Raw genomic sequence first — 19,792 nt, forward strand, 5'->3', positions numbered from 1 at the left:
CACGCTGTTGAGTTCTCAAGGAACGGACGCTTCCTTCGGACCGCCTTCCAGCGGACCCTCCGGGCTTCGTTCTTTCGTGTTTCCAGCTTACCAGACGTTTTCCGCTCCGTTTACCGGCGCTTCATTCATCCGATTCCCACTGGGGGGATTTCCTGCGAACTTCGTTCCGAAGTCTATCAAGGCTTTCGGAGTGATCCGTCCGTGGGATTTCGCTTCGTCAGAGGACGCGTATTCCGTGGAACACGCTCGCCTCGATTCGGCGGTGTCGTAGACACTAACGCCCGGGACCGACCGTTGTCCAGTCAGTCCCAACCGTTCAAACCTACTAGCCCACCCTCACCACGTCAATGGTTTTGGCCGGACGAGTAGAAGACTAGCAGGTCAGAGACCTGTCGATCACATCGGCTCAGGCCGCGACGGGCTGGAGGTCCGCCCGGTCGGCCGCGTCCAGATCGCCGAACTCCCCGTCCCCGGCGGCCCGCCGGCCCAGCACCAGGGCATAGAGGAGGAAGGCCGCCTCGGCCAGCACACCGATGGAGATGCGGGCCCAGGTCGGCAGGCCGGACGGGGTCACGAAGGCTTCGAGGACGCCGGAGACCGCCAGGACCGTCGCCAGGCCGATCGACATGCCGATGATCGCGCGGCCCTGTTCCGCCAGGGCCACCGAGCGGGTGCGCGGGCCGGGGTCGATGACGGTCCAGCCGAGGCGCAGCCCGAGGCCGCCGGCCACGAAGACCGCGGTCAGCTCCAGCAGGCCGTGCGGGATGAGCAGGCCGAGGAAGACGTCGAGGCGACCGGCGGAGGCCATCAGCCCGACGCCGATGCCGAGGTTGAGCACGTTGGTCCACATCACATAGAGCACCGGAATGCCCAACGCGATCCCGAACAGCAGGCACTGCACGGCGATCCAGGCGTTGTTCGTCCAGACCTGTGCCGCGAAGGAGCTGGCCGGCCGGTCCGAGTAGTACGTCTCGTACTGGCCGCCGGGGCGGGTCAGCTCCTGGAGGTGTTCGGGCGCGACCAGGCTGTTGCGGACCTCGGGGTGGGTGGCCATCCACCAGGCGAGCAGTGCGGTGGCGACCATCGAGACCACCGCCACCGGCACCCACCAGCGGCGCGAGCGGTAGAGCGCGGCCGGGAAGCTCACCGTGTAGTAGCGGGCGACGTCCTGCCAGCCGTTGGTCCGGGCGCCGGTCACCGCGCTGCGGGCGCGGGAGACCAGGCCGGTCAGCCGGCTCACCAGGGCCGGGTCCGGCGCGGCGGCCTGGACCTTGGCGAGGTGTCCGGTGGCGCGCTGGTAGAGCGTGACCAGCTCGTCGGCCTCCTCCCCGCCGAGCCGGCGCCGGCGGGCGAGGGCGTCCAGTCGGGCCCACTCCCCCTGGTGGGTGGCGACGAAGACGTCCAGGTCCATTTCGGCGGCTCCATAGATCGGCGGCGGGCGCGGACGTGCGTGCGCGGGCGGGTCCGCGGGCGGGCGGGTCCGGGCTGGCGGGTCCGGGCGGACACGCGCGGCCCAGCATGCCAGCAGCGGCCGCCGCCCCGGCCGTCGGGATCTCACTTCCCGTGCGCCCACCGGGCCCCGTATGTTTGCGGCTGCGGATCAGACTGCGGAGAGCGCGTCACGGGGAGCCGGTCCGGGGTGGTTCCCTCCCCCGGCACCGCCGCCCTCCCAGGCGCCGGATCCCCATGGGCGAGCCGTACCGGCTCCAAGAACGTGAACGGACAGGTGTCTTGAGCGACCTGGTGACGGGTGAGGCGGTCGTCCTCGGCCTGCAGACGGCGAAGCTTCCGAGCAGGGCCCTGGCGATCGTGATCGACCTGCTGGTGGAGTTCGCCGCCCTGCTGGTGTTCACGCTGCTGCTGAGCCTCGCGCTGATCGGGCTCGACGGCGCGGCCCTGGCCGCCACGATGATCGGCCTGATGGTGTTCTTCCTGGTCGCCGTGCCCGTGATGGTCGAGACCCTCACCCGCGGCCGCTCGCTCGGCAAGGCCGCGCTCGGCCTGCGGGTGGTGCGCACCGACGGCGGGCCGGTGCGCTTCCGGCACTCGCTGGTGCGCGGGCTGGTCGGCTTCTTCGAGATGATCGTGCTGACCGGCGCCCCGGCCGTGATCACCTCGGCGGTGCACTCGGACGGCAAGCGGCTCGGCGACATCTTCGCCGGGACGGTGGTCGTCCGCGAGCGCACCCCGGGTGCGGGCGGCTCCGCCACCCCGCTGCCGCCGGTGCACCCGCACCTGCTCCAGTCGATGGGCCACGAGCTGGTCGCGATGGACCTGTCCGCGGTACCTGAGCCGCTCTGGCTGGCCGTCCGCCAACTGCTCGGCCGGACGAGCCAGTTGGACCCGGCGGTGATGCACCGGATGTCCACCCGGCTGGCCGAGGACCTGTCCGCCCTGATCGGCCACCCGATCGCGCCGGGGCTGCACCCGGCGGCGTACCTGGGCGCGGTGCTCACCGAGCGCCAGCGGCGGGAGTGGACCCGGGCCCAGCAGCAGCTGTGGGCGGCCGGGCCGATACCCGGCCGACCGATACCCGCCCAGGCGCCCGCCCAGGTACCCGCTCCCCGCCCGGCCTCCGGTCCGCTCCCCGCGCCGGCTCCGACCGGCCCGGCCGACGGACGGCCCGTCCGGGTCCTCGGCCTGCCGACCCAGCAGCCCGCGCCCACGGCTCCCCCGGCCCCCGCCGCAGCCCCGGCAGCCGCACCGACCGCCCCGACGGCCCCGTCCTTCGACAAGCCCGCCGCCGGCAGCGGCTTCGCCCCGCCCGCCTGAGGCGAACCGCCCCGGCCGCAGCAGCCCTGCCGCACGGGCCCCGGCCGCGAAGGCCCGCTACTCCTCCTCCGCCCCCACCCGCCAGGCGTTCGGCGGCGACTCCAGCTCCTCCAGCTCGATCCCCTCCGCCGCCAGCACCACGTCGCCCGCCAGGTGCACGACCTGCTGCTCACCCGTCTCCAGGTCCGCCACCTGGTACCGCTCGACCAGCAGCGGCCCCGAATCCGTCTCGTGGGTGTCGACGCCCTCCAGCAACCACCCCTGGTCGAGGGTGCGCGGCGCCAGCACCGGCTCGGTGAAGGCCACCAGCCGCACCCGCGCGCTCGCCCCCTCCCGCAGCCGCAGCAGCCGGGCGGTGGCGACCAGGAAGCCCGGCGAGCGGCCGGTGAAGGCGTGCGCCCGGTCGTGGCCCTCCGCCGCGTGCTCGCCGCCGGGGTCGGCCGCGTCGGTCCGGACCCAGGCCACCCCGTCCACCGCCCCGCCGCGCACCTGCCAGCCGCCGGCCCGCAGCTCCAGCCGCAGCGGCCGGGCGCGCGAGTCCAGCGTCAGGTCGGTGCTGCCGAGCACCCGGCCGTCCGGCGCGTAGGTCTTGGAGACGTACCGCCACCCGGCCGCCCCGGGCGCGCAACTGAAGCGCTCCTCCCCGAGCGGGACGTGGTCGTGCGGGTCGTGGAGCGAGTACCGGCCGTTGGGCATGCCGGAAAGCCTACGTGCGCGGTTCGCGTGCAACGTTCCGGCCGGTGTCCGCATTAGAGGGGCGGACGGCGCGCCGGTGCGCCGCCACCACGACGAGAGGGGGTGCGGATGGCGAAGCAGACGCGCGACGTGGAGTTCACGGAGTACGTGGCCTCCAGGAGCGGCTGGCTGCGCAAGGTCGCCTATCTGCTGTGCGGGGACTGGCACCGGGCCGACGACCTGGTGCAGGAGTGCGCGACCAAGCTGTACGTGAACTGGTCGCGGGCCGGCCGGGTCGAGAACCTGGACGGCTACGCCCGCAGGGTGCTGGTCAACACCTTCCTCGCCGAGCAGCGCTCGTCCTGGTGGCGGCGGACGTCACGGACCGCGGCGCCGGTGGACGTGGCGTCGGTGGCCGCCGACCTCGACGCCCGGCTCGACCTGCGCAAGGCGCTGGCCGCGCTGCCGCCCAAGCAGCGGGCCACCGTGGTGCTCCGGTACTACTGCGACCTCACGGTCGATCAGACCGCCGATGCGATGAGCTGCTCCTCGGGCAATGTGAAGAGCCAGACCTCACGGGCGCTCGCCACCCTCCGGACGACGCTCTCCCCCCGTCCCACCACCGCCGAGAGGACGTCATGAGGTCGCACGAGCAGCGTGATCTGACCGCCCGGCTGAGCGCCCTCGCCGAGGCCCCGGCACCGCCCGCCGCACTCGACACCTCGGCGGTGATCGCCCGCGGCCGGGTCCGGCTGCGCCGCCGCCGGCAGGCCCTGGTCGGTGTGGTGGCCGGGTCGACCGCCGCCGTCCTGGCCGGCGTCCTGCTGCTGCGCCCGGCCGGGGCGCCGCCCGCGCCGGCCGTCCCCGCGCCCACCGCCCCGGTCTCGCTCGCGCCGTCCCCGACGGCCGCGCCGACCCCGGCGGCGCGGACCGGTCCGCTGAGCGCCGAGGCCCGCTTCGGCTGGCTGCCGTCGTGGCTGGCCCGGCCGGCCGTCGGCTACGCGAACAGCGACAGCCGTTCCGTCGCCACCGCGGCCACCACCACCGCCGTCCTCAACGCGACCCCCGCCCTGAAGCTGGAGCTGCTGCGCGGGCCCGGCGAGTCCCCCGCCCCCGGGCAGCACACCGCCCCCGCGCCCCCGGTCGCCGGCCGGGAGGCCCAGTGGCTGCTCACCGACGCGTCGGGATCCCTGGGCGGGCTGCGCTGGATGACCGCCTCCGGCCGCTGGGCCCAGCTGACCGCCACCCTGTGGTTGGACGCGAAGGTCCAGGACGACCTGCTCCGGGTCGCGGCCGGCGCCGAGTTCGGCAGTCGGGACGTCCCCTTCCCGGTGCGCCCGACCGGCCTGCCCACCGACCTCGGGCTGCGGAACGCCGAGGTCCACCGGCCCACCAGGGACTCCGAGCCCCCGTGGAGCGCCATCCTGTCGTACACCGTCGGCGACAAGTGGCTGAGCGTCACGGTCCAGCCGGACGGCTTCGGCAAGTTCGCGGACGGCCGGCCGAACGGCGGCACCCCGGTGTGCCGGGTCGAGAAGGGCGTCCAGCTCTGCGCCAACGGCACCGCGGCGGGACTCCCGTCCGTCCAGGGGGCCGGCGGACTGGCGGGTCTGCTCGAGCGGTTCGAGGTGCTCGGCGCGGACGAGGCCTCCTGGACCCGCTGAACCGCCCCGGCGGAACGCCGACGGCCGGCGCCCCCGGAGGGGAGGGCGCCGGCCGTCGGATCCGCTGATCGGTCAGTAGCGGTACTGCTCCGACTTGAACGGGCCCTCGACCGGGACGCCGATGTAGTCGGCCTGCTCCTGGCTCAGGGTGGTCAGCTTCACGCCCAGCGCGTCGAGGTGCAGGCGGGCGACCTTCTCGTCCAGGTGCTTCGGCAGCACGTAGACGCCGATCGGGTACTGCTCGGTCTTCGTGAACAGCTCGATCTGGGCGATCGTCTGGTTGGCGAAGGAGTTGGACATCACGAAGGACGGGTGGCCGGTCGCGTTGCCCAGGTTCAGCAGGCGGCCCTCGGAGAGGACGATGATGGTGCGGCCGTCGGCCTTGCGCCACTCGTGGACCTGCGGCTTGATCTCGGTCTTCACGACGCCGTCGAGCTTGGCCAGGCCGGCCATGTCGATCTCGTTGTCGAAGTGGCCGATGTTGCCGACGATGGCCTGGTGCTTCATCCGGGCCATGTGCGAGGCCATGATGATGTCCTTGTTGCCGGTCGTGGTGATGAAGATGTCGGCGATCTCCACGACCTCCTCCAGGGTGGTGACCTGGTAGCCGTCCATCGCCGCCTGCAGCGCGCAGATCGGGTCGATCTCGGTGACGATCACGCGGGCGCCCTGGCCGCGCAGCGACTCGGCGCAGCCCTTGCCGACGTCGCCGTAGCCGCAGACGACCGCGACCTTGCCGCCGATCAGGACGTCGGTGGCGCGGTTGATGCCGTCGATCAGCGAGTGGCGGCAGCCGTACTTGTTGTCGAACTTCGACTTGGTGACCGAGTCGTTGACGTTGATGGCCGGGAACAGCAGCTGGCCGTCACGGTGCATCTCGTACAGGCGGTGGACACCGGTGGTGGTCTCCTCGGTCACGCCCTTGATCGTGGAGGCGACCTCGGTCCACTTGTTCGGGGTGTCCTTGAGGGTGCGGTTGAGCAGCTCCAGGATGATCCGGAACTCGTCGTTGTCCGCGGTGGACGGGTCCGGCGCGACGCCGGCCTTCTCGAACTCGACGCCCTTGTGGATCAGCAGGGTGGCGTCGCCGCCGTCGTCCAGGATCATGTTCGGGGTCTTGCCGTCAGGCCAGGTCAGGGCCTGCTCGGTGCACCACCAGTACTCCTCCAGGGTCTCGCCCTTCCAGGCGAAGACCGGCACGCCCTGCGGGTTCTCCGGGGTGCCCTCCGGGCCGACGGCGATGGCGGCGGCCGCGTGGTCCTGGGTGGAGAAGATGTTGCAGGAGCACCAGCGGACCTCGGCACCGAGCGCCGTCAGGGTCTCGATCAGCACGGCGGTCTGGATGGTCATGTGCAGCGAGCCGGTGATGCGGGCGCCGGCCAGCGGCTGCGCCTCGGCGTACTCGGCGCGGATCGCCATCAGACCGGGCATCTCGTGCTCGGCCAGCTGGATCTCCTTGCGGCCGAACGGCGCCAGGGAAAGGTCGGCGACCTTGAAGTCACCGGTGATGTCGGTCGACATGCGTCTGCTCCTCGCTGATGGGGGTGGGGCCATAGGTCCGGGCGTGCGTCGCGTGCGTCAGGCCGTACGGGTGCACGGCCACGCCGGGACCGCCGGGTCCGTGGTGGTGGACCGGCTTCCCGTTGCGCAGCACAAACCGTCGGAGGACCTCTCTCCCTCGACCGGCGCGCGCCCCGCGGGGTGCGGACCGCCGATCGACCGCCATCAGCAGCGACGTTCTGGCTCTGGTGACGAATCTACACCGATGGCCCCGCCGGCCGTCCGCCGATGACCGATTTCGGCCCCCGGTCCGACCCGCTCTCAAGCCGGGCCCCAGGACGGGCCGGTGTGCGGGACAGGTCGGTGCGCGGGAGGGGTCAGTGCGCGCCGCCCGGGCCGGGGCCGCCGGGCGTGGCGGCCGGGTCGTCGCCCGCCGCGGCCTTCTCGGCGCTGTACACGTCGGGCTCCAGGTAGATCGCCCGGGCGATCGGGACGACCGCGCGGACCCGCGACTCGGCGGCGTCGATCGCCTCCGCGACCCGGGCGGCGCTGTCCTCCGCGTTGACGGCGATCTTGGCCGCGACCAGCAGCTCCTCCGGGCCGAGGTGCAGGGTGCGCATGTGGATCACCCGGGTGACCGCCTCGCCGTCCACCAGTGCCTCCCGGATCCGGCGCACCGAGTCCTTGTCGGCCGACTCGCCGAGCAGCAGCGACTTGGTCTCCAGGGCGAGCACCACGGCGATCACCACCAGCAGGAGGCCGATGCACAGGGTGCCGATGCCGTCCCAGACGCCGTCGCCGGTGATCACGGTGAGCCCGACGCCGAACAGCGCGAGCACCAGGCCGATCAGCGCGCCGGTGTCCTCCAGCAGCACCACCGGCAGCTCCGGCGCCTTGGCGGTGCGGATGAACTGGGTCCAGCTCTGCTTGCCCTTGGCCTTCTCCGACTCCCGCATCGCGGTCAGGAAGGACCAGCCCTCCATGCCGATGGCGAAGACCAGCACGCCGACCGCCCAGCCCCAGGAGTCCAGCGCCTCCGGGTGGCTGATCTTGTGCCAGCCCTCGTAGACCGCGAACAGGCCGCCGACGCTGAACAGCACGATGGCCACCAGGAAGCCGTACACGTAGCGCTCGCGGCCGTACCCGAAGGGGTGCTCCTCGTCGGCCGCCCGGCGCGCCCGCTTGCCGCCGATCAGCAGCAGCACCTGGTTGCCGGAGTCGGCCACCGAGTGCACGCCCTCGGCCAGCATCGAGGAGGAGCCGGTGAAGCCGAAGGCGGTGAACTTGGCCACGGCGATCGCCAGGTTCGCGGACAGCGCCGCGATCAGTGCCTTGGTACCGCCTTCGGTGCTCATGCTTCCAGGTCCTCACGGGTCGGTCGGCGTCGTCGAGCGCTTACCGTACCGGCCCCGGGGGCCCGATCGGCCGACCGTCTCAGGACTGCGCGGCGGCGAGCCCCAGGTAGACGGCGGCGAAGTCGGTCAGCGCGACCAGGTCGGCCAGCGCGTGCAGCGCGTCCGGCCGGGTGCTCGCGTACTCGGTCAGCCGGACGTCGTGCGCGGCGGCCAGCCGGTGCGCCCGGGAGACGCCGAAGCTGCGCGGCCCGGCGTCCTCCTCCGGCACCTCGGCCGGGCCGTCCTGCTCGTCCGGCGCCGCCGGGCCGGCCGCGCCGGGGGCGTGCCGCAGCAGCAGGACCTGGAGGTGCAGCGGGTCCGGCTCCTCGACCCGGTCGCGGAAGAAGTCGTCCGGATCGGCGCCCGCGCCCAACTGCCCGGTGAACATGCCGCGGTGGGCGGTGAGCACCTGCGGCAGCGGCCCGGCCAGCGCCGGACGCCCGGCCCGGTCGGCCAGCTGGGCGGCGAACCGGGTGGCGGCCGCCCCGGCGATCGGGCCCTCGGCCCACAGCAGCGGGACCGTCCCGGCCAGCCGGGCGGCCAGGCCCTTCGCCGGGTTGGTGTACGCGGCGGCGTCCGGGCGGCAGCGCACCGCGGCGGCGTCCAACAGGTCGGCGAGGGCCGGCAGCGCGTCGTACGGGAGCTGGGTGAGGCCGATCTTCTGGGCGAGCGCCAGCAGCGGGGCGAGGTGGGACCAGAGCGCCGCCGGGTCCTCGGCCGGCAGGTCCGGCTCGACGGCCGTCACGGGCGCGAGGTCCTCGGGCAGCACCGAGACCACGAACGGCAGCGGCAGCGCGCGCACCTGCAGCGCGGCCTCGGCCAGCGCGCTGCCGGCCGGGGCGGTCACCACGATCGCGCAGCCGCGCGCGTACGCCTGCTCGGCGAGGGCGACCAGGCCCTGCTCGCCGCCGTCGGCGGAGCTGATCACCAGCAGGTCCAGCGGGCCGGCCCAGCCGGGCAGCTGCCAGCCGAGCCCGGCGGTGAAGGCGGGCGGGGCGCCGGCCCGGTCGGCGCGCGGGGCGGCCGCCTCGGTCGGCGGCAGCGGGGTGACCAGGGAGCTCGTACCGGCCAGCGCCGAGAGCATCTCGGCGGCGGTCAGCGCGCTGCCGTGCCCGGCGACCAGGACGGCACGCGGGCGGCCGTCCGGACGCAGCCGGTCGAGGCCGGCCGCCTCGGCCTGCCGCAGCGCGGTGCGGACCCGCGCACCGGCGCCGGCCAGGGCCAGCAGGGCGCGGTCGTGGTCGGCGCGCTGGAGGGCGGCCGGGTCGTCGAGCAGGGTGTCGTCGAGCATGCGGCGAACCTCCGGCTGCGGTCCTGGACGGGCGGTCGGGGCGGGCGGGGCGGCTTCGTCCCGGGGCTTCCGCCCGGGCTTCGTCCCGGGCGTCGCCCCCAGGATCAGGCCGGGCGGCGGGCCTCGTCCACCAGGAGGACCGGAATGCCCTCGCGGACCGGGTACGCGAGGCCGCAGTCCGCGCCGGTGCAGACCAGCTCGGGCTGCTCCTCGGTGCCGCCCTCGACGAGCGCGGCCCGGCACTGCGGGCAGACCAGGATCTCCAGCAGGAAGGATTCGAGCTTCATGGGGCTCTCCAAGGTTCGGGGGTGGCACGGAGGTGCCCCGGCCGATAGGAAACCCTACCGGCCGGGGCACCGGGGCCCGTGCTCAGGCGCTCCGCGCGGGCGCGAGCCCGGTCGGGGGCTCGGGCGCGGCGTCGGGCGAGGCCTCGGGCGAGGGGCTCAGCCGCGGACGACGGCGAGCACGCCGTCGCGCAGCTCGGCCATCTTCGCCGGGTCCTTGGCCTCGACGTTCAGGCGCAGCAGCGGCTCGGTGTTGGAGGCGCGCAGGTTGAACCACCAGTCCGGGCCGGCCACGGTCAGGCCGTCCAGCTCGTCCACCGTGGTGCCCTCCCCGCCCGCGTAGGCGGCGCGGACGGCGGCGGTGCTGGCGGCCTGGTCGGCCACGGTGCTGTTGATCTCGCCGGAGGCGGCGTAGCGGTCGTACTCGGCGGTGAGCCCGGACAGCGCGGACGGCTGCCCGCCGAGCGCGGCCAGCACGTGCAGCGCGGCCAGCATGCCGGTGTCGGCGCGCCAGAAGTCGCGGAAGTAGTAGTGCGCGGAGTGCTCGCCGCCGAAGACGGCGTCGGTCTCGGCCATCTCCTGCTTGATGAAGGAGTGGCCGACCCGGGTGCGCACCGGCTTGGCGCCGAGCTCGCGGACCACCTCGGGGACGGTCCAGGAGGTGATCAGGTTGTGGATGACGGTCGGCTCGGCCTCGCCGGCGGCCCGGGCGCGGGCGATCTCGCGGACGGCGACCAGGGCGGTGATCGCCGACGGGGAGACCGGCTCGCCGCGCTCGTCCACGACGAAGCAGCGGTCGGCGTCGCCGTCGAAGGCCAGGCCCACGTCGGCGCCGACCTCGCGGACCTTGGCCTGGAGGTCGACCAGGTTCTTCGGGTCGAGCGGGTTGGCCTCGTGGTTCGGGAAGGTGCCGTCCAGCTCGAAGTACATCGGGACGAGCTCGATCGGCAGGCCGTCGAAGACGGTCGGCACGGTGTGGCCGCCCATGCCGTTGCCGGCGTCCACCACGACCTTGAGCGGGCGGATCGCGGTGAGGTCGACCAGGCCCAGCAGGTGGTCGGCGTAGCCGCGCAGGGTGTCCTGGGCGGACAGCGCGCCCGGCTTCACGTCCCTGGCCGGGACGGTGACGGTGTCGTCCTCGGCGGTCCAGGACTCGACCAGCTCGCGGATCTCGGACAGGCCGGTGTCCTGGCCGACCGGGGCGGCGCCGGCCCGGCACAGCTTGATGCCGTTGTACTGGGCCGGGTTGTGGCTGGCGGTGAACATCGCGCCGGGCAGGTCGAGCTTGCCGCTGGCGTAGTACAGCTGGTCGGTGGAGCACAGCCCGATCTGCACCACGTCGGCGCCGTAGGCCGCGGCGCCCTCGGCGAAGGCCAGGCTCAGCGACGGCGAGGAGGGCCGCATGTCGTGCCCGACCACGATCGCGGTCGCGCCGGTGACCTGCACGAACGCGGCACCGAAGGCCCGGGACAGGCTCTCGTCCCACTGGTCCGGGACAACGCCTCGGACGTCGTACGCCTTCACGAGCTGCTTGAGGTCGCGCACTGCGGCTCCACCCTGGTTTTAGGACTGATCACGAAACGTCGGGGCCACCGCGCGTCGGTCGACGGGCGCGGTGACGGTAGACGGGCAGCGTACCCGGGCCGGACGAACGCCCCGTGCCAGGACCGGGAACGCCCCGTACCGGGAGGGGTGTCAGTTGTCGGGCGAGCGCAGCACCCGGAGGTGGCCGCGGCGGCCGCCCTCGGGGGACTCGCCCTCGAAGCCGCGGCCCTGACGGGGGGTCTGCGGGCGGGCGGCCTCGCGCACGGCGTTGGCCAGCGCCTCCAGGTCGTCGCTGCTGCGGCGCAGCGGCCCGGCCTCGGCGGCGAGCCGGACGACCTCCCAGCCGCGCGGGGCGGTGAGCCGCTCGGCGTGCTCGGCGCACAGGTCGTAGCAGTGCGGCTCGGCGTAGGTGGCGAGCGGCCCGAGGACGGCGGTGGAGTCCGCGTAGACGTACGTCAGCGTCGCGACGGCCGGCCGGCCGCACGCGGTCCGCGAACAACGACGTACAGAGCTCACGAGGGTGGACGGTACCGCACTCCCCGCCGGGGAGCGAAGACCGCCTGCCCGGAGGGGGTGCCGTGTCGCCCCGCGGGCGCCGGGTCCGCGTATCCGACGCCCCGTGCGATTCCCGGTCGGAGTGGTCCACTTCCGACCGTCCAAGGACTACCCTCGGCAGTGATATGGACAGCTCCGCACCGCAGTCATCGACAGGCCCGGCGCGCCGCCCCCGGCACCGCGACCGGCACGGGCGGGGCCTGCGCGGCCCGCTGGCGCCGCCCCAGGTGCCGATCTCGCTCACCCGCTCCGAACTGTTCGACGACTACGTGCGCGAGTCGGTGGAGCGCCTCGAACGGCGTTGGCCGCAGTTGATCGAGGTGGAGTTCGCCGTCCAGGAGGTGCCGCTGCACGAGCCGGACGGCGCCGACGCCGAGGACGGCGTGCCGCTGGGGCGGGTGTCGCCGGGCCAGCAGGGGCGCAAGAGCCAGATCGTGGTGTACCGGCGGCCGGTGGAGATCCGGGCGAAGACCCGGGAGGACCGCGCGGCGCTGGTGCACGAGATCCTGATCGAACAGGTCGCGGAGCTGCTCGGGCTGTCGCCGGACGCCATCGACCCGCGCTACGACGAGGACTGAGACGGGTCGGGGCCCGCGCCGGGTGTCCGGCGCGGGCCCCGCTCGGCGCGCTCAGCGCAGGACGACGCCCGGGTCCTGGCCGGCCTGCGGGACCTTGACGGTGCTGCGGTCGTCGCGCAGCGCCTGGACGGTGAACATCGGCACGTCCTTGGCCGGCAGGGAGAGCATCCGGGCGGCCACCACCGGGCCGCCGGAGACGGTCTCCACGGTGAGCGCGAAGACGCCGTTCAGCCCGGCGGGCTCGGGCGCCGGGAGGGCGACCGTGCCGCCGGCCGGCAGCTGGACCTCCTTGGTGGCCGGGGTGCCGCCGCCGCTGCCGGCCGAGGCGGTGACCCGGACGGTGGCGGCCTCGCCGCTGGAGGTCAGGTAGAGCGTGGAGGCGCCGGCCCGGTTGTCGGCGACGGTGGCACGGGCGCCGACCGGGTCGCTGCCGGTCAGCCAGGCCGCGTCGGTCTTGCCGTTGGCCGCCGCCCGGTCGACCCGCAGCCCGGCCACGACCGGGGTGCGGTGCTTGTCGTCGCTGGGCGACAGCCGCAGCCCGGCGACCTCGTCCCGGGTGAGCTTGCCGAGGTCGACGGCGGCCACCATGCCCGCCTTGACGTGGATCGACTCGTTGCCGGCCGGGCTGAACCAGCCGTTCTTGCCGGACAGCTGGATCTTCAGGTCGGCGTCGTCCTCCGGCGGCGCCCAGACCACCAGGCGGGCGGAGGCGGTGTCGGCGGGCAGGCCGGGCATCACCTGGACCGGGGCCGGGGCGTCCGAGGCGGGGACCCAGTCGGCGCCCTTGCCGCCGTCGGCGGCGTGCAGCGCGGCGCCGACCCGCCCGGAGCGCACCACCACGTGCACCGCGAGGTCGGCGACCGCGCCCTTGGTGAGGGTCGACAGCAGGACGGCCTGGGAGCTGCCGGGCGAGACGGTGATCCCGTTGGCGGCGTCGTTGTCGATCAGGCCCTTGTCGCCGTACAGCTTGATGTCCACCACCGCGGCGGCGGACTCGGTGTTGACCAGGCTGAGGTAGTCGACCCGGTCGGCGGCGGTGCTGGCCCCGGCGAACCAGAAGCTGGTCGCGGCCGGGGTGCAGGTGAGGCCGGACAGGCCGAGGCCGCGCTGCTCGGTGACCACCGTGGTCTGGGTGACGGTGAAGCCGGGGGCGACGGCCCCGGTGGCGACGGCCCCGGTGCCGGGCGCGGCGTCGCCGTTGGCGGCCGGGCCGGTGGCCGGGGTGCCGGGCTTGGGCACGGTCAACCGGGCGTCGGCGGGCGCCGCGTTCTTGTCCTGGACCGGGGCGCCCGGGGCGCCCGAGCCGGTCGGGGCCGGGGTGGCGGCGGCCGGGGCCGCGGGGGCGGTGGTCGGCTGGGCGGCGGGCACGGCGGGCGCGGCCGCGTCGGAGAGCCAGCCGGCCCCGCCGGTGGCGGAGCCCGTCCCGGGCGGGGTGTAGGCGGTGAGCGTGGTCGAGCCGGTCAGGCCCTGGACCGGCTGCGGGCAGACCACCGAGGTCCGCTCGACCTGCGCGGTGGTCGCGGCGGCTCCGGTGCCGGCCTTGGCCGGGGCGGCCGGCGGGCGCACCTGGGCGATCCCGAACACCGCCGCGAGCACCACGGCCGCGGCGAGCAGGGACTGGGTGGTCTTCGCCGCCCCGCCGGACCCGGCTGCTCCGGGCCCCTCGGCTCCCCCTGCTCGCCCGGCTCCTCCGGCTCGCCCGGCGAGCGGGCCGCGGCCGCGGCCGGGGCGGGACGTCCGGGCCGGGCCGGACGGCTCCGCCGCGACGGCGGGCCCGGCCGGCTCGGCGGCCTCGCCGGCGCCGGACTTCTTCCTGAATGCGGGCTTCTTCATCGCGGGTCAGCTCCCCGATCCGTGCTGGTGCGGGTACCGGCCGGGGCCGTTGGGGTCGTTCGGGTCGTACGGGGCCTCGCCCTGCGACTGGCCGGGCAACCAGGGCTGCTGCTCGGGCTGCTGCCCGCCGTCGTAGCCGTGGACCTCGTAGTACGGCTGCTGCTCGGGCTGGTACGGCTGCTCGTAGCCCTGCTGCCGGCCGTACCCGTGGGCGTCGTACCCCTGGGTGTCGTAGCCCTGGCCGCCGTACGGCGCGGCGACCGGCTGCTGGGCCGCGTACTGGTCGTAGCTGTACGGGTCGGCCTGCTGGTACGCCTGGTACGGGTCCGTGTACTGCTCGGCGTCCTGGATGGCGGCGGCCGCCTGGACGGCGCCGGTCACCGGCTCGGAGCTCGGCTGGGCCGGGATCGCGCCCGGCCGGTCGTACACCCCGGACTCCTCGGCACCGCCCTCGGCGCCCTCCGCGCCCTCGCCCCGCTCGGCCATCCGGCGGGCCCGGCGGCTGCCGGGGGCGGGGGCCTGCGCCTGGGCGGCGGCGGCCAGCGCGGCGGTGGCGACGGCCTCCTCCGGCAGGTCGTCGTCCTTGTGGCTGCGGCGGCCGGGCAGGGCCAGCACCAGGATGGTGAGGCCGAGCAGCACCTGGGCCCAGATCCAGCCGGTGTGGGCGGCGCCGCCCTCGCGGGTGACGGCCAGCTTGCCGCCGGCGGCCGGGAGCTTGAAGCCCTGCGCCCAGCCGTCGACCGTGGTGGGCTCCAGCGCGGTGCCGTTGACGGTGGCCTTCCACTCCGGGGCGGCGGACTCGGCGAGCCGCAGCACCCGGCCGTCCGGGCCGGCCGGGACGGTGGCGGACAGGTCGCGGGCCCCGGACGGGACGACCACCGGGGTGGCCCCCGGGGCGGTGATCACCGCGCGGACCGCGGGGGTGCCGTTGACCTGCCAGAGCGCGGCGGCGCCGTCCTGGTTGGCCTTGACCAGGCCGGGGGTGGTGTCCAGGACGTCCTTGAAGGCGTCGATCACCGGCTGCTGGACCAGCACGTAGGCGATGCCGTAGCCGGCCAGGGCGCTCGCCTGGTCGGCGCCGGAGCCGGCCAGCAGGCTGCCGACCATCTTGTTCAGGCCGTCCTGGGTGCCGGTCGCCGGGTCGACGGTGGACTCGGCCTGGCCGAGCGTCAGACCGGCGCCGCGCAGCACGGTGTAGCGGACCGCGCCGCCGCCCTTCTCCCCGGTGACGACCAGGGTGCGGGCCCGGTCGGTGGTCCCGGCCTCCTCGGCGATGAACGCGGGGACCTGGTCGGCCTGGCCGCGGTGCAGCGGCCCGCCGGCGCCGGTCAGCGCCCACCACAGGCCGGTGCCCAGCGGGGCCAGCACAGCCGAGGCCACCACCAGGGCGGCCACCGGCTGGCGCCAGCCGAAGGCGATCCCGGCGACGCGGGCGTTGGCGCCGTCGGCGCCGATCGCGGCGGCGGCGAGCAGGGCGAGCCCGGCGATCAGGGTCGCCGGGCCGGTCCAGGCGGGCACCGCCGGACCGCCGGAGGCCGGGGTGACGGAGGTGCCCGCCACCACGACCGAGAAGACCAGGCCGGCGCCGGCCGCGCCCCAGGCGACGAGCACCGCACGGCGGCGGTCGGCGCGCAGCAGCGCGGCCAGGGCGGCCAGCACGACACCCGCCGAGAGCCAGACCGGCGGCACCCCGGCGCCGCCCGGGTTGACCAGCAGCAGGCCGGCCGCGCTCGCGCCGGTGCCGTGCAGACCGGGCAGCCCGGCCTCCAGCAGCAGCCACTGCGGGTGCGACAGCACCTTGAGCGACCACGGGGCCAGCACCGCGACCGGCACCGCCAGGATCACCAGGACGCGCAGGCCGAGCGGCCGCAGGGCCGCGCCGCCGGAGCCGAAGGCGCTGCCGCGCAGCACCCCGACGACCAGCATCGCCAGGCAGAGCGGCACCGCGAGCGCCCACGTTATCGGGACGAAGGCGGTGGCCAGGGTGAGCAGCAGGACGGTCATCCAGACCGGGCGCCAGCCCGGGCGGGCGCCCTTGGCGGCGCTCTCGGCGCGGATGCCGAGGCCGGCCGCGATGGCGGCGGCGCGGGCCAGCGGCGGCAGCAGCACGGCGAGCACGGCGGTGCCGATCCGGCCCTGGGCGAGCGCGCCGGTGGCGGCGGGCAGCAGCGCGTAGGTGGCGCTGGCCCAGGCGCGGACCAGCTTGGAGTCCAGCAGCGGCCGGGACACCAGGTAGGCGCTGACCGCGGACAGCGGGACGGAGAGCACCACGAGCAGGGTGAGCGCGAGGTCGGCGTGGTCGAACAGGATCCAGGAGAGCACCGCGAGCACGCCGAGGTACGGCGGTGCGGCGGCGGTGGACCCGGTGCCGACCGGGTGCCAGGCGTCCGCGTACATCGACCAGAGGCCGCCGGCCCCGTCGGCCGCCGGCAGCAGGGCGCCGCCGAACAGCTCGCCACTGCCGAGCAGGCCGCGGCAGGCGATCAGGGCGAACACCAGCAGGGCCGCGAACAGCACCGGCGCCGGGCGCCGGGCGAGCTTCTTGAGCAGGGCGAACTGCTCGACGACCAGGTCCTCGGCGTCCTCGTCGCCGCCGGCCTCGGCCGAGCCGTGCCGGCCGGTGTCGTCGCCGCCCCCTATCCCGAGCGAGCCGACGACGCCCTCGACCGCCAGCCGGGTGGTGGCGCCAGGGGCCGGGAAGAGCGTGCGGTCGTCCAGGGCGTCCGCCGACCGGGACTTGGCGCGACGTTTGCGCCCGGCCAACAGCCGTGGGAAGCGGACGAGTTCGTGGCCGAGGCCGGCGAGTTCGTCGAAGGCCTGGCGCGGGTCCTTGCCGAGCAGGTTGGTGACGGCCCGCAGCAGGGTGCCGAGCACCAGCCGCAGCAGGACGTAGGGGAAGAGCGCGCCCTTGCAGTTGGTGAGCAGGGTGTAGACGGCGCCGGCCTTGTCCATCCGGTGCGGATGGGCGGGGCCGCAGTCGATCGCCCGGCGCTCGCGGGCGGCCGCCTCGGCGTGCCGCAGCACGGCGTCGGGGGCGACCACCACGCGGTGGCCGGCGGCGTTGACCCGCCAGCAGAAGTCGGTGTCGTCCCGCATCAGCGGGAGGGCCCGGTCGAAGCCGCCGAGCTCCTCGAAGACGTCCCGGCGCACCAGCATGCCGGCGCTGGAGACGGCGAGCACCGGACGGACCTGGTCGTGCTGGCCCTGGTCCTGCTCGCGGCGGTCGAGGCCGGTCCAGCGGCGGCCGGAGCGGGCGATGGTGACGCCGACCTCGAGGAGCTGGCGGCGGTCGTACCAGCTGCGCAGCTTGGGGCCGACCACGGCGGCGCTGGGGGTGGAGTCGGCGACCTGGAGCAGTCGGCGCAGGGCGTCGGTCTGCGGCTCGCAGTCGTCGTGCAGCAGCCAGAGCCACTCGACCGGCCGGGTCTCGCGCGGGCCGCCGCGGCCGAGGTCGTCCTCCTGGGCGAGCGGGTCGCCGAAGTCGTCCCAGCCGCCGGTGACCGGGTCGTAGCCGGAGGGGTCGAGCCGGTACGGGAGGTCCTCCGGGCGCAGGGGCGCACTGCCCGCCACGGCCTCGTGGACGGCGGTGCCGAAGCCGGCCCGGCGGCCGAGGACCAGCGGTCCGCTCTCGGGCAGCCAGTCGGCGAGGGTGTCCGCGAGCAGTTGCGGAGAGTTGTCGGTGGATCCGGTGTCGACCGCGAGGACGCGCTGGACCTGGCGGTCCTGACCGAGCAGGCCGGCCATGGCCCGCGGGAGCCAGCGGGCGCCGTCGTGCGAGACGATCACGGCGGTGACCAGGTGGCGCGGATAGGCGGGCGGCCGGGAAGCGGTGGAGCCGCTCTGGTGGCTGTAGACGGTCATCGCGTGCGCGGGCCCCAGTTCTCGGTGGACACAGCCGGTGAACGGCAACCGGATGGCGCACCACACTAACGGCTCCGGGTGGCCGCTTCGTCCGGGGTGTGCGTGCGGGGACGGTGAAGGGGCCCCGGGAACACGAAAGCGCCCCACCACCGCGGTGAGGCGCCCGTACAGCTGTGCGGTTGTCCGTCGCTGTCGAAGGGTCAGCGGGGGGCGGGGGCCGCCCGGTCAGACCGCGCTCTTCTTGAGCCGACGGCGCTCGCGCTCGGAGAGGCCGCCCCAGATGCCGAAACGCTCGTCATTGGCGAGGGCGTACTCCAGGCACTCGGAACGGACCTCGCAGGCGAGGCAGACCTTCTTGGCCTCGCGGGTCGAGCCGCCCTTCTCGGGGAAGAAGGACTCGGGGTCGGTCTGGGCGCACAACGCGCGCTCCTGCCAGCCGAGTTCCTCCTCGTCCTCCGCGATGCCGTCCCCGATCAACAGCTCAAAGAGCTCGCTCATGTGGCGCGCCTCCTCTGCCCCTACTTGGCGTCCCCGTGGTTGCCGTTGCCTCGTGCGGCTGACGACACGAGTGAAATTACAGTTGCGTCACTCTGGCCCAGTCAAGCCGAGCTCTGGTATTGGGGCTGGGATTCACTCCCTGGCACCAAGCCGTTACGAATAGTGTACATATCCGGACACATCGGACCTTCCACCTCAAGGTCCTGAACGGTGCCGAACCATCCGCAACCATTCACCGGGTGACGCTCGGTCACCGTCACAGGCCGGTCATCGGCCTGCCTTCCCGGCGATCTTCCCATCGAAACATAGAGAGTGATGAATCACCCCATCAGGGAAAGATCCGGACCTAACCCACTCGAATGCCGCATCCTTCGGTTTGACACCGCCCCTGCGGATGCGGTGTCCTTGCTCCTATGTCAGAGTTCGCCAGCCCCCGGAGCGGTTCCACGCTCCGCCGTGCCGTGAACTCTTGTTGTCGCCTCTGTTCCTGCTGTATCTAGGCGCCCGCGTCCCACCGCGCGCCGCCCCCAGGAAGCACAGAGGCCGCCCGCGATTCCCGTCCCAGGACATCCCGGATCCGGCCGATCCCGACGAACCGGCCGACCCTTCCGAGGACGACTCCCGTGCGCATGATCCGCATCCGCAAGCGGAACCGCGACCGCAACAAGCTCTCCCGCCGTGGCCCCGCCACCGTCCGCACCGGCACCCCCGCCGACGCCCGGACCCGCCAGTGGGCCGACGGCCTCAGCGACGTCTCCATCGCCGGCGACCCGCTCGCCTTCCCGCACCTGGCGCGCACCGACCTGCCCGCCCACCCCACCACCGTCGCCGAGTACGCCCGGCTGGTGCGCGAGATCGCCGCCGACCGCTCCCGCTGGGAGCCGCTGGTCCGCTACGACGCGCTGACCCGCTGGTACGCCCGGCTGGAGACCGGCCCCGGCTACGAGGTCTGGCTGCTCAGCTGGCTGCCCGGGCAGTCCAGCGGCTTCCACGACCACGGCGAGTCCTCCGGCGTGATGAGCGTCGTCCGGGGCGAGCTGATCGAGCGCTCCCTCACCCTCCCCCAGCCCTCGGCCGGAGGCGACCCCAGCGGCGCGATCGCCCGCACCCTGCGGCCCGGCGGGCAGCGGGTGTTCTCCTCCGGCTACCTGCACGAGGTCGTCAACGGCGCGCTCGAACCCGCCGTCTCCATCCACCTCTACGCCCCCGGCCTGACCGAGATGAACCAGTACGGCGCCACCGCCGTCCCCGAGCAGCACCAGGAGCAGCACAGCGGGCGGCAGGCGCAGGCCGGGTCGCACTGATCACGGCTGACGGAAAGTCGGACCGTGGCAGGATGAAC

The 19,792-nt window shown here is 74.5% G+C and carries 16 protein-coding genes; 5 read left to right on the forward strand and 11 right to left on the reverse strand.

Features of this window, described 5'->3' with window-relative positions:
• Positions 1-406: 406 nt before the first annotated feature.
• Complete coding sequence (locus ACFVU7_RS43710) at positions 407-1,411, reverse strand: stage II sporulation protein M (RefSeq protein ID WP_049660346.1); 1,005 nt, start codon at positions 1,409-1,411, stop codon at positions 407-409.
• A gap of 320 nt (positions 1,412-1,731) precedes the next feature.
• Between ACFVU7_RS43710 and ACFVU7_RS43715 the strand changes: the two genes are divergently transcribed.
• Entirely contained in the window at positions 1,732-2,772 is a 1,041-nt protein-coding gene (locus ACFVU7_RS43715) for an RDD family protein (protein ID WP_117488073.1), read from the forward strand.
• 57 nt (positions 2,773-2,829) lie between these two features.
• On the opposite strand, the gene ACFVU7_RS43720 is transcribed toward ACFVU7_RS43715, so the two are convergent.
• Positions 2,830-3,468 carry a hypothetical protein gene (locus tag ACFVU7_RS43720; protein WP_074003857.1) on the reverse strand — a complete coding sequence of 213 codons (639 nt, stop codon included), beginning with the start codon at positions 3,466-3,468 and terminating at the stop codon, positions 2,830-2,832.
• 108 nt (positions 3,469-3,576) lie between these two features.
• Here ACFVU7_RS43720 and ACFVU7_RS43725 point away from each other — a divergent pair, with 108 nt between their 5' ends.
• Together ACFVU7_RS43725 and ACFVU7_RS43730 are read left to right on the forward strand one after the other, a co-directional pair.
• On the forward strand, positions 3,577-4,089 hold the full coding sequence (locus ACFVU7_RS43725; protein ID WP_049661338.1) for a SigE family RNA polymerase sigma factor: 513 nt from the start codon (positions 3,577-3,579) through the stop codon (positions 4,087-4,089).
• Positions 4,086-5,111, forward strand: coding sequence for a hypothetical protein (locus tag ACFVU7_RS43730; RefSeq protein WP_388052195.1), 1,026 nt, complete (start codon positions 4,086-4,088; stop codon positions 5,109-5,111). Before ACFVU7_RS43725 ends, ACFVU7_RS43730 begins: the two co-directional genes overlap by 4 nt.
• A gap of 72 nt (positions 5,112-5,183) precedes the next feature.
• On the opposite strand, the gene ahcY is transcribed toward ACFVU7_RS43730, so the two are convergent.
• The 6 genes from ahcY to ACFVU7_RS43760 all read right to left on the reverse strand — a co-directional run bounded on the left by ahcY (position 5,184) and on the right by ACFVU7_RS43760 (position 11,641).
• A complete protein-coding gene (ahcY, locus tag ACFVU7_RS43735) occupies positions 5,184-6,632 on the reverse strand; it encodes an adenosylhomocysteinase (protein WP_380669085.1) in 1,449 nt (482 codons plus the stop codon).
• A gap of 356 nt (positions 6,633-6,988) precedes the next feature.
• On the reverse strand, positions 6,989-7,966 hold the full coding sequence (locus ACFVU7_RS43740; RefSeq protein WP_049659434.1) for a cation diffusion facilitator family transporter: 978 nt from the start codon (positions 7,964-7,966) through the stop codon (positions 6,989-6,991).
• Between the two features lie 79 nt (positions 7,967-8,045).
• Positions 8,046-9,296, reverse strand: coding sequence for an SIS domain-containing protein (locus tag ACFVU7_RS43745; RefSeq protein WP_388052198.1), 1,251 nt, complete (start codon positions 9,294-9,296; stop codon positions 8,046-8,048).
• 104 nt (positions 9,297-9,400) lie between these two features.
• A complete protein-coding gene (locus ACFVU7_RS43750; RefSeq protein WP_049659271.1) occupies positions 9,401-9,583 on the reverse strand; it encodes a Trm112 family protein in 183 nt (60 codons plus the stop codon).
• Positions 9,584-9,739: 156 nt separating this feature from the next.
• A complete protein-coding gene (locus ACFVU7_RS43755) occupies positions 9,740-11,125 on the reverse strand; it encodes a phosphomannomutase/phosphoglucomutase (RefSeq protein WP_049659270.1) in 1,386 nt (461 codons plus the stop codon).
• A gap of 150 nt (positions 11,126-11,275) precedes the next feature.
• Positions 11,276-11,641, reverse strand: a complete 366-nt coding sequence (locus ACFVU7_RS43760) for a DUF3499 domain-containing protein (RefSeq protein WP_388052200.1) — start codon at positions 11,639-11,641, stop codon at positions 11,276-11,278.
• A gap of 164 nt (positions 11,642-11,805) precedes the next feature.
• Here ACFVU7_RS43760 and ACFVU7_RS43765 point away from each other — a divergent pair, with 164 nt between their 5' ends.
• Positions 11,806-12,258, forward strand: a complete 453-nt coding sequence (locus tag ACFVU7_RS43765) for a metallopeptidase family protein (protein ID WP_049659268.1) — start codon at positions 11,806-11,808, stop codon at positions 12,256-12,258.
• Between the two features lie 51 nt (positions 12,259-12,309).
• Here ACFVU7_RS43765 and ACFVU7_RS43770 read toward each other — a convergent pair whose 3' ends face one another.
• The 3 genes from ACFVU7_RS43770 to ACFVU7_RS43780 form a co-directional block, all read right to left on the reverse strand.
• Positions 12,310-14,091 (reverse strand): DUF5719 family protein, encoded by a 1,782-nt coding sequence (locus ACFVU7_RS43770; RefSeq protein WP_388052203.1) that lies wholly within the window; start codon positions 14,089-14,091, stop codon positions 12,310-12,312.
• Between the two features lie 6 nt (positions 14,092-14,097).
• Positions 14,098-17,952: a glycosyltransferase gene (locus tag ACFVU7_RS43775; RefSeq protein ID WP_388052205.1), complete on the reverse strand. Its 3,855-nt coding sequence runs from the start codon at positions 17,950-17,952 to the stop codon at positions 14,098-14,100.
• 225 nt (positions 17,953-18,177) lie between these two features.
• Positions 18,178-18,450, reverse strand: a complete 273-nt coding sequence (locus tag ACFVU7_RS43780) for a WhiB family transcriptional regulator (RefSeq protein ID WP_030062195.1) — start codon at positions 18,448-18,450, stop codon at positions 18,178-18,180.
• 623 nt (positions 18,451-19,073) lie between these two features.
• Here ACFVU7_RS43780 and ACFVU7_RS43785 point away from each other — a divergent pair.
• Positions 19,074-19,754, forward strand: a complete 681-nt coding sequence (locus ACFVU7_RS43785) for a cysteine dioxygenase (protein WP_380777145.1) — start codon at positions 19,074-19,076, stop codon at positions 19,752-19,754.
• The last annotated feature ends 38 nt before the right edge of the window (positions 19,755-19,792 follow it).

Origin of the sequence: Kitasatospora sp. NPDC058046 (assembly GCF_042885595.1) — a bacterium.
GTDB lineage: Bacteria > Actinomycetota > Actinomycetes > Streptomycetales > Streptomycetaceae > Kitasatospora.

Bases quoted from the DNA above. Each gene is read 5' to 3' on its own strand.
- ACFVU7_RS43710 (WP_049660346.1), bottom strand. From the start codon at position 1,411: ATGGACCTGGACGTCTTCGTCGCCACCCACCAGGGGGAGTGGGCCCGA.
- ACFVU7_RS43720 (WP_074003857.1), bottom strand. From the start codon at position 3,468: ATGCCCAACGGCCGGTACTCGCTCCACGACCCGCACGACCACGTCCCG.
- ACFVU7_RS43725 (WP_049661338.1), top strand. From the start codon at position 3,577: ATGGCGAAGCAGACGCGCGACGTGGAGTTCACGGAGTACGTGGCCTCC.
- ACFVU7_RS43730 (WP_388052195.1), top strand. From the start codon at position 4,086: ATGAGGTCGCACGAGCAGCGTGATCTGACCGCCCGGCTGAGCGCCCTC.
- ahcY (WP_380669085.1), bottom strand. From the start codon at position 6,632: ATGTCGACCGACATCACCGGTGACTTCAAGGTCGCCGACCTTTCCCTG.
- ACFVU7_RS43740 (WP_049659434.1), bottom strand. From the start codon at position 7,966: ATGAGCACCGAAGGCGGTACCAAGGCACTGATCGCGGCGCTGTCCGCG.
- ACFVU7_RS43745 (WP_388052198.1), bottom strand. From the start codon at position 9,296: ATGCTCGACGACACCCTGCTCGACGACCCGGCCGCCCTCCAGCGCGCC.
- ACFVU7_RS43750 (WP_049659271.1), bottom strand. From the start codon at position 9,583: ATGAAGCTCGAATCCTTCCTGCTGGAGATCCTGGTCTGCCCGCAGTGC.
- ACFVU7_RS43765 (WP_049659268.1), top strand. From the start codon at position 11,806: ATGGACAGCTCCGCACCGCAGTCATCGACAGGCCCGGCGCGCCGCCCC.
- ACFVU7_RS43770 (WP_388052203.1), bottom strand. From the start codon at position 14,091: ATGAAGAAGCCCGCATTCAGGAAGAAGTCCGGCGCCGGCGAGGCCGCC.
- ACFVU7_RS43775 (WP_388052205.1), bottom strand. From the start codon at position 17,952: ATGACCGTCTACAGCCACCAGAGCGGCTCCACCGCTTCCCGGCCGCCC.
- ACFVU7_RS43780 (WP_030062195.1), bottom strand. From the start codon at position 18,450: ATGAGCGAGCTCTTTGAGCTGTTGATCGGGGACGGCATCGCGGAGGAC.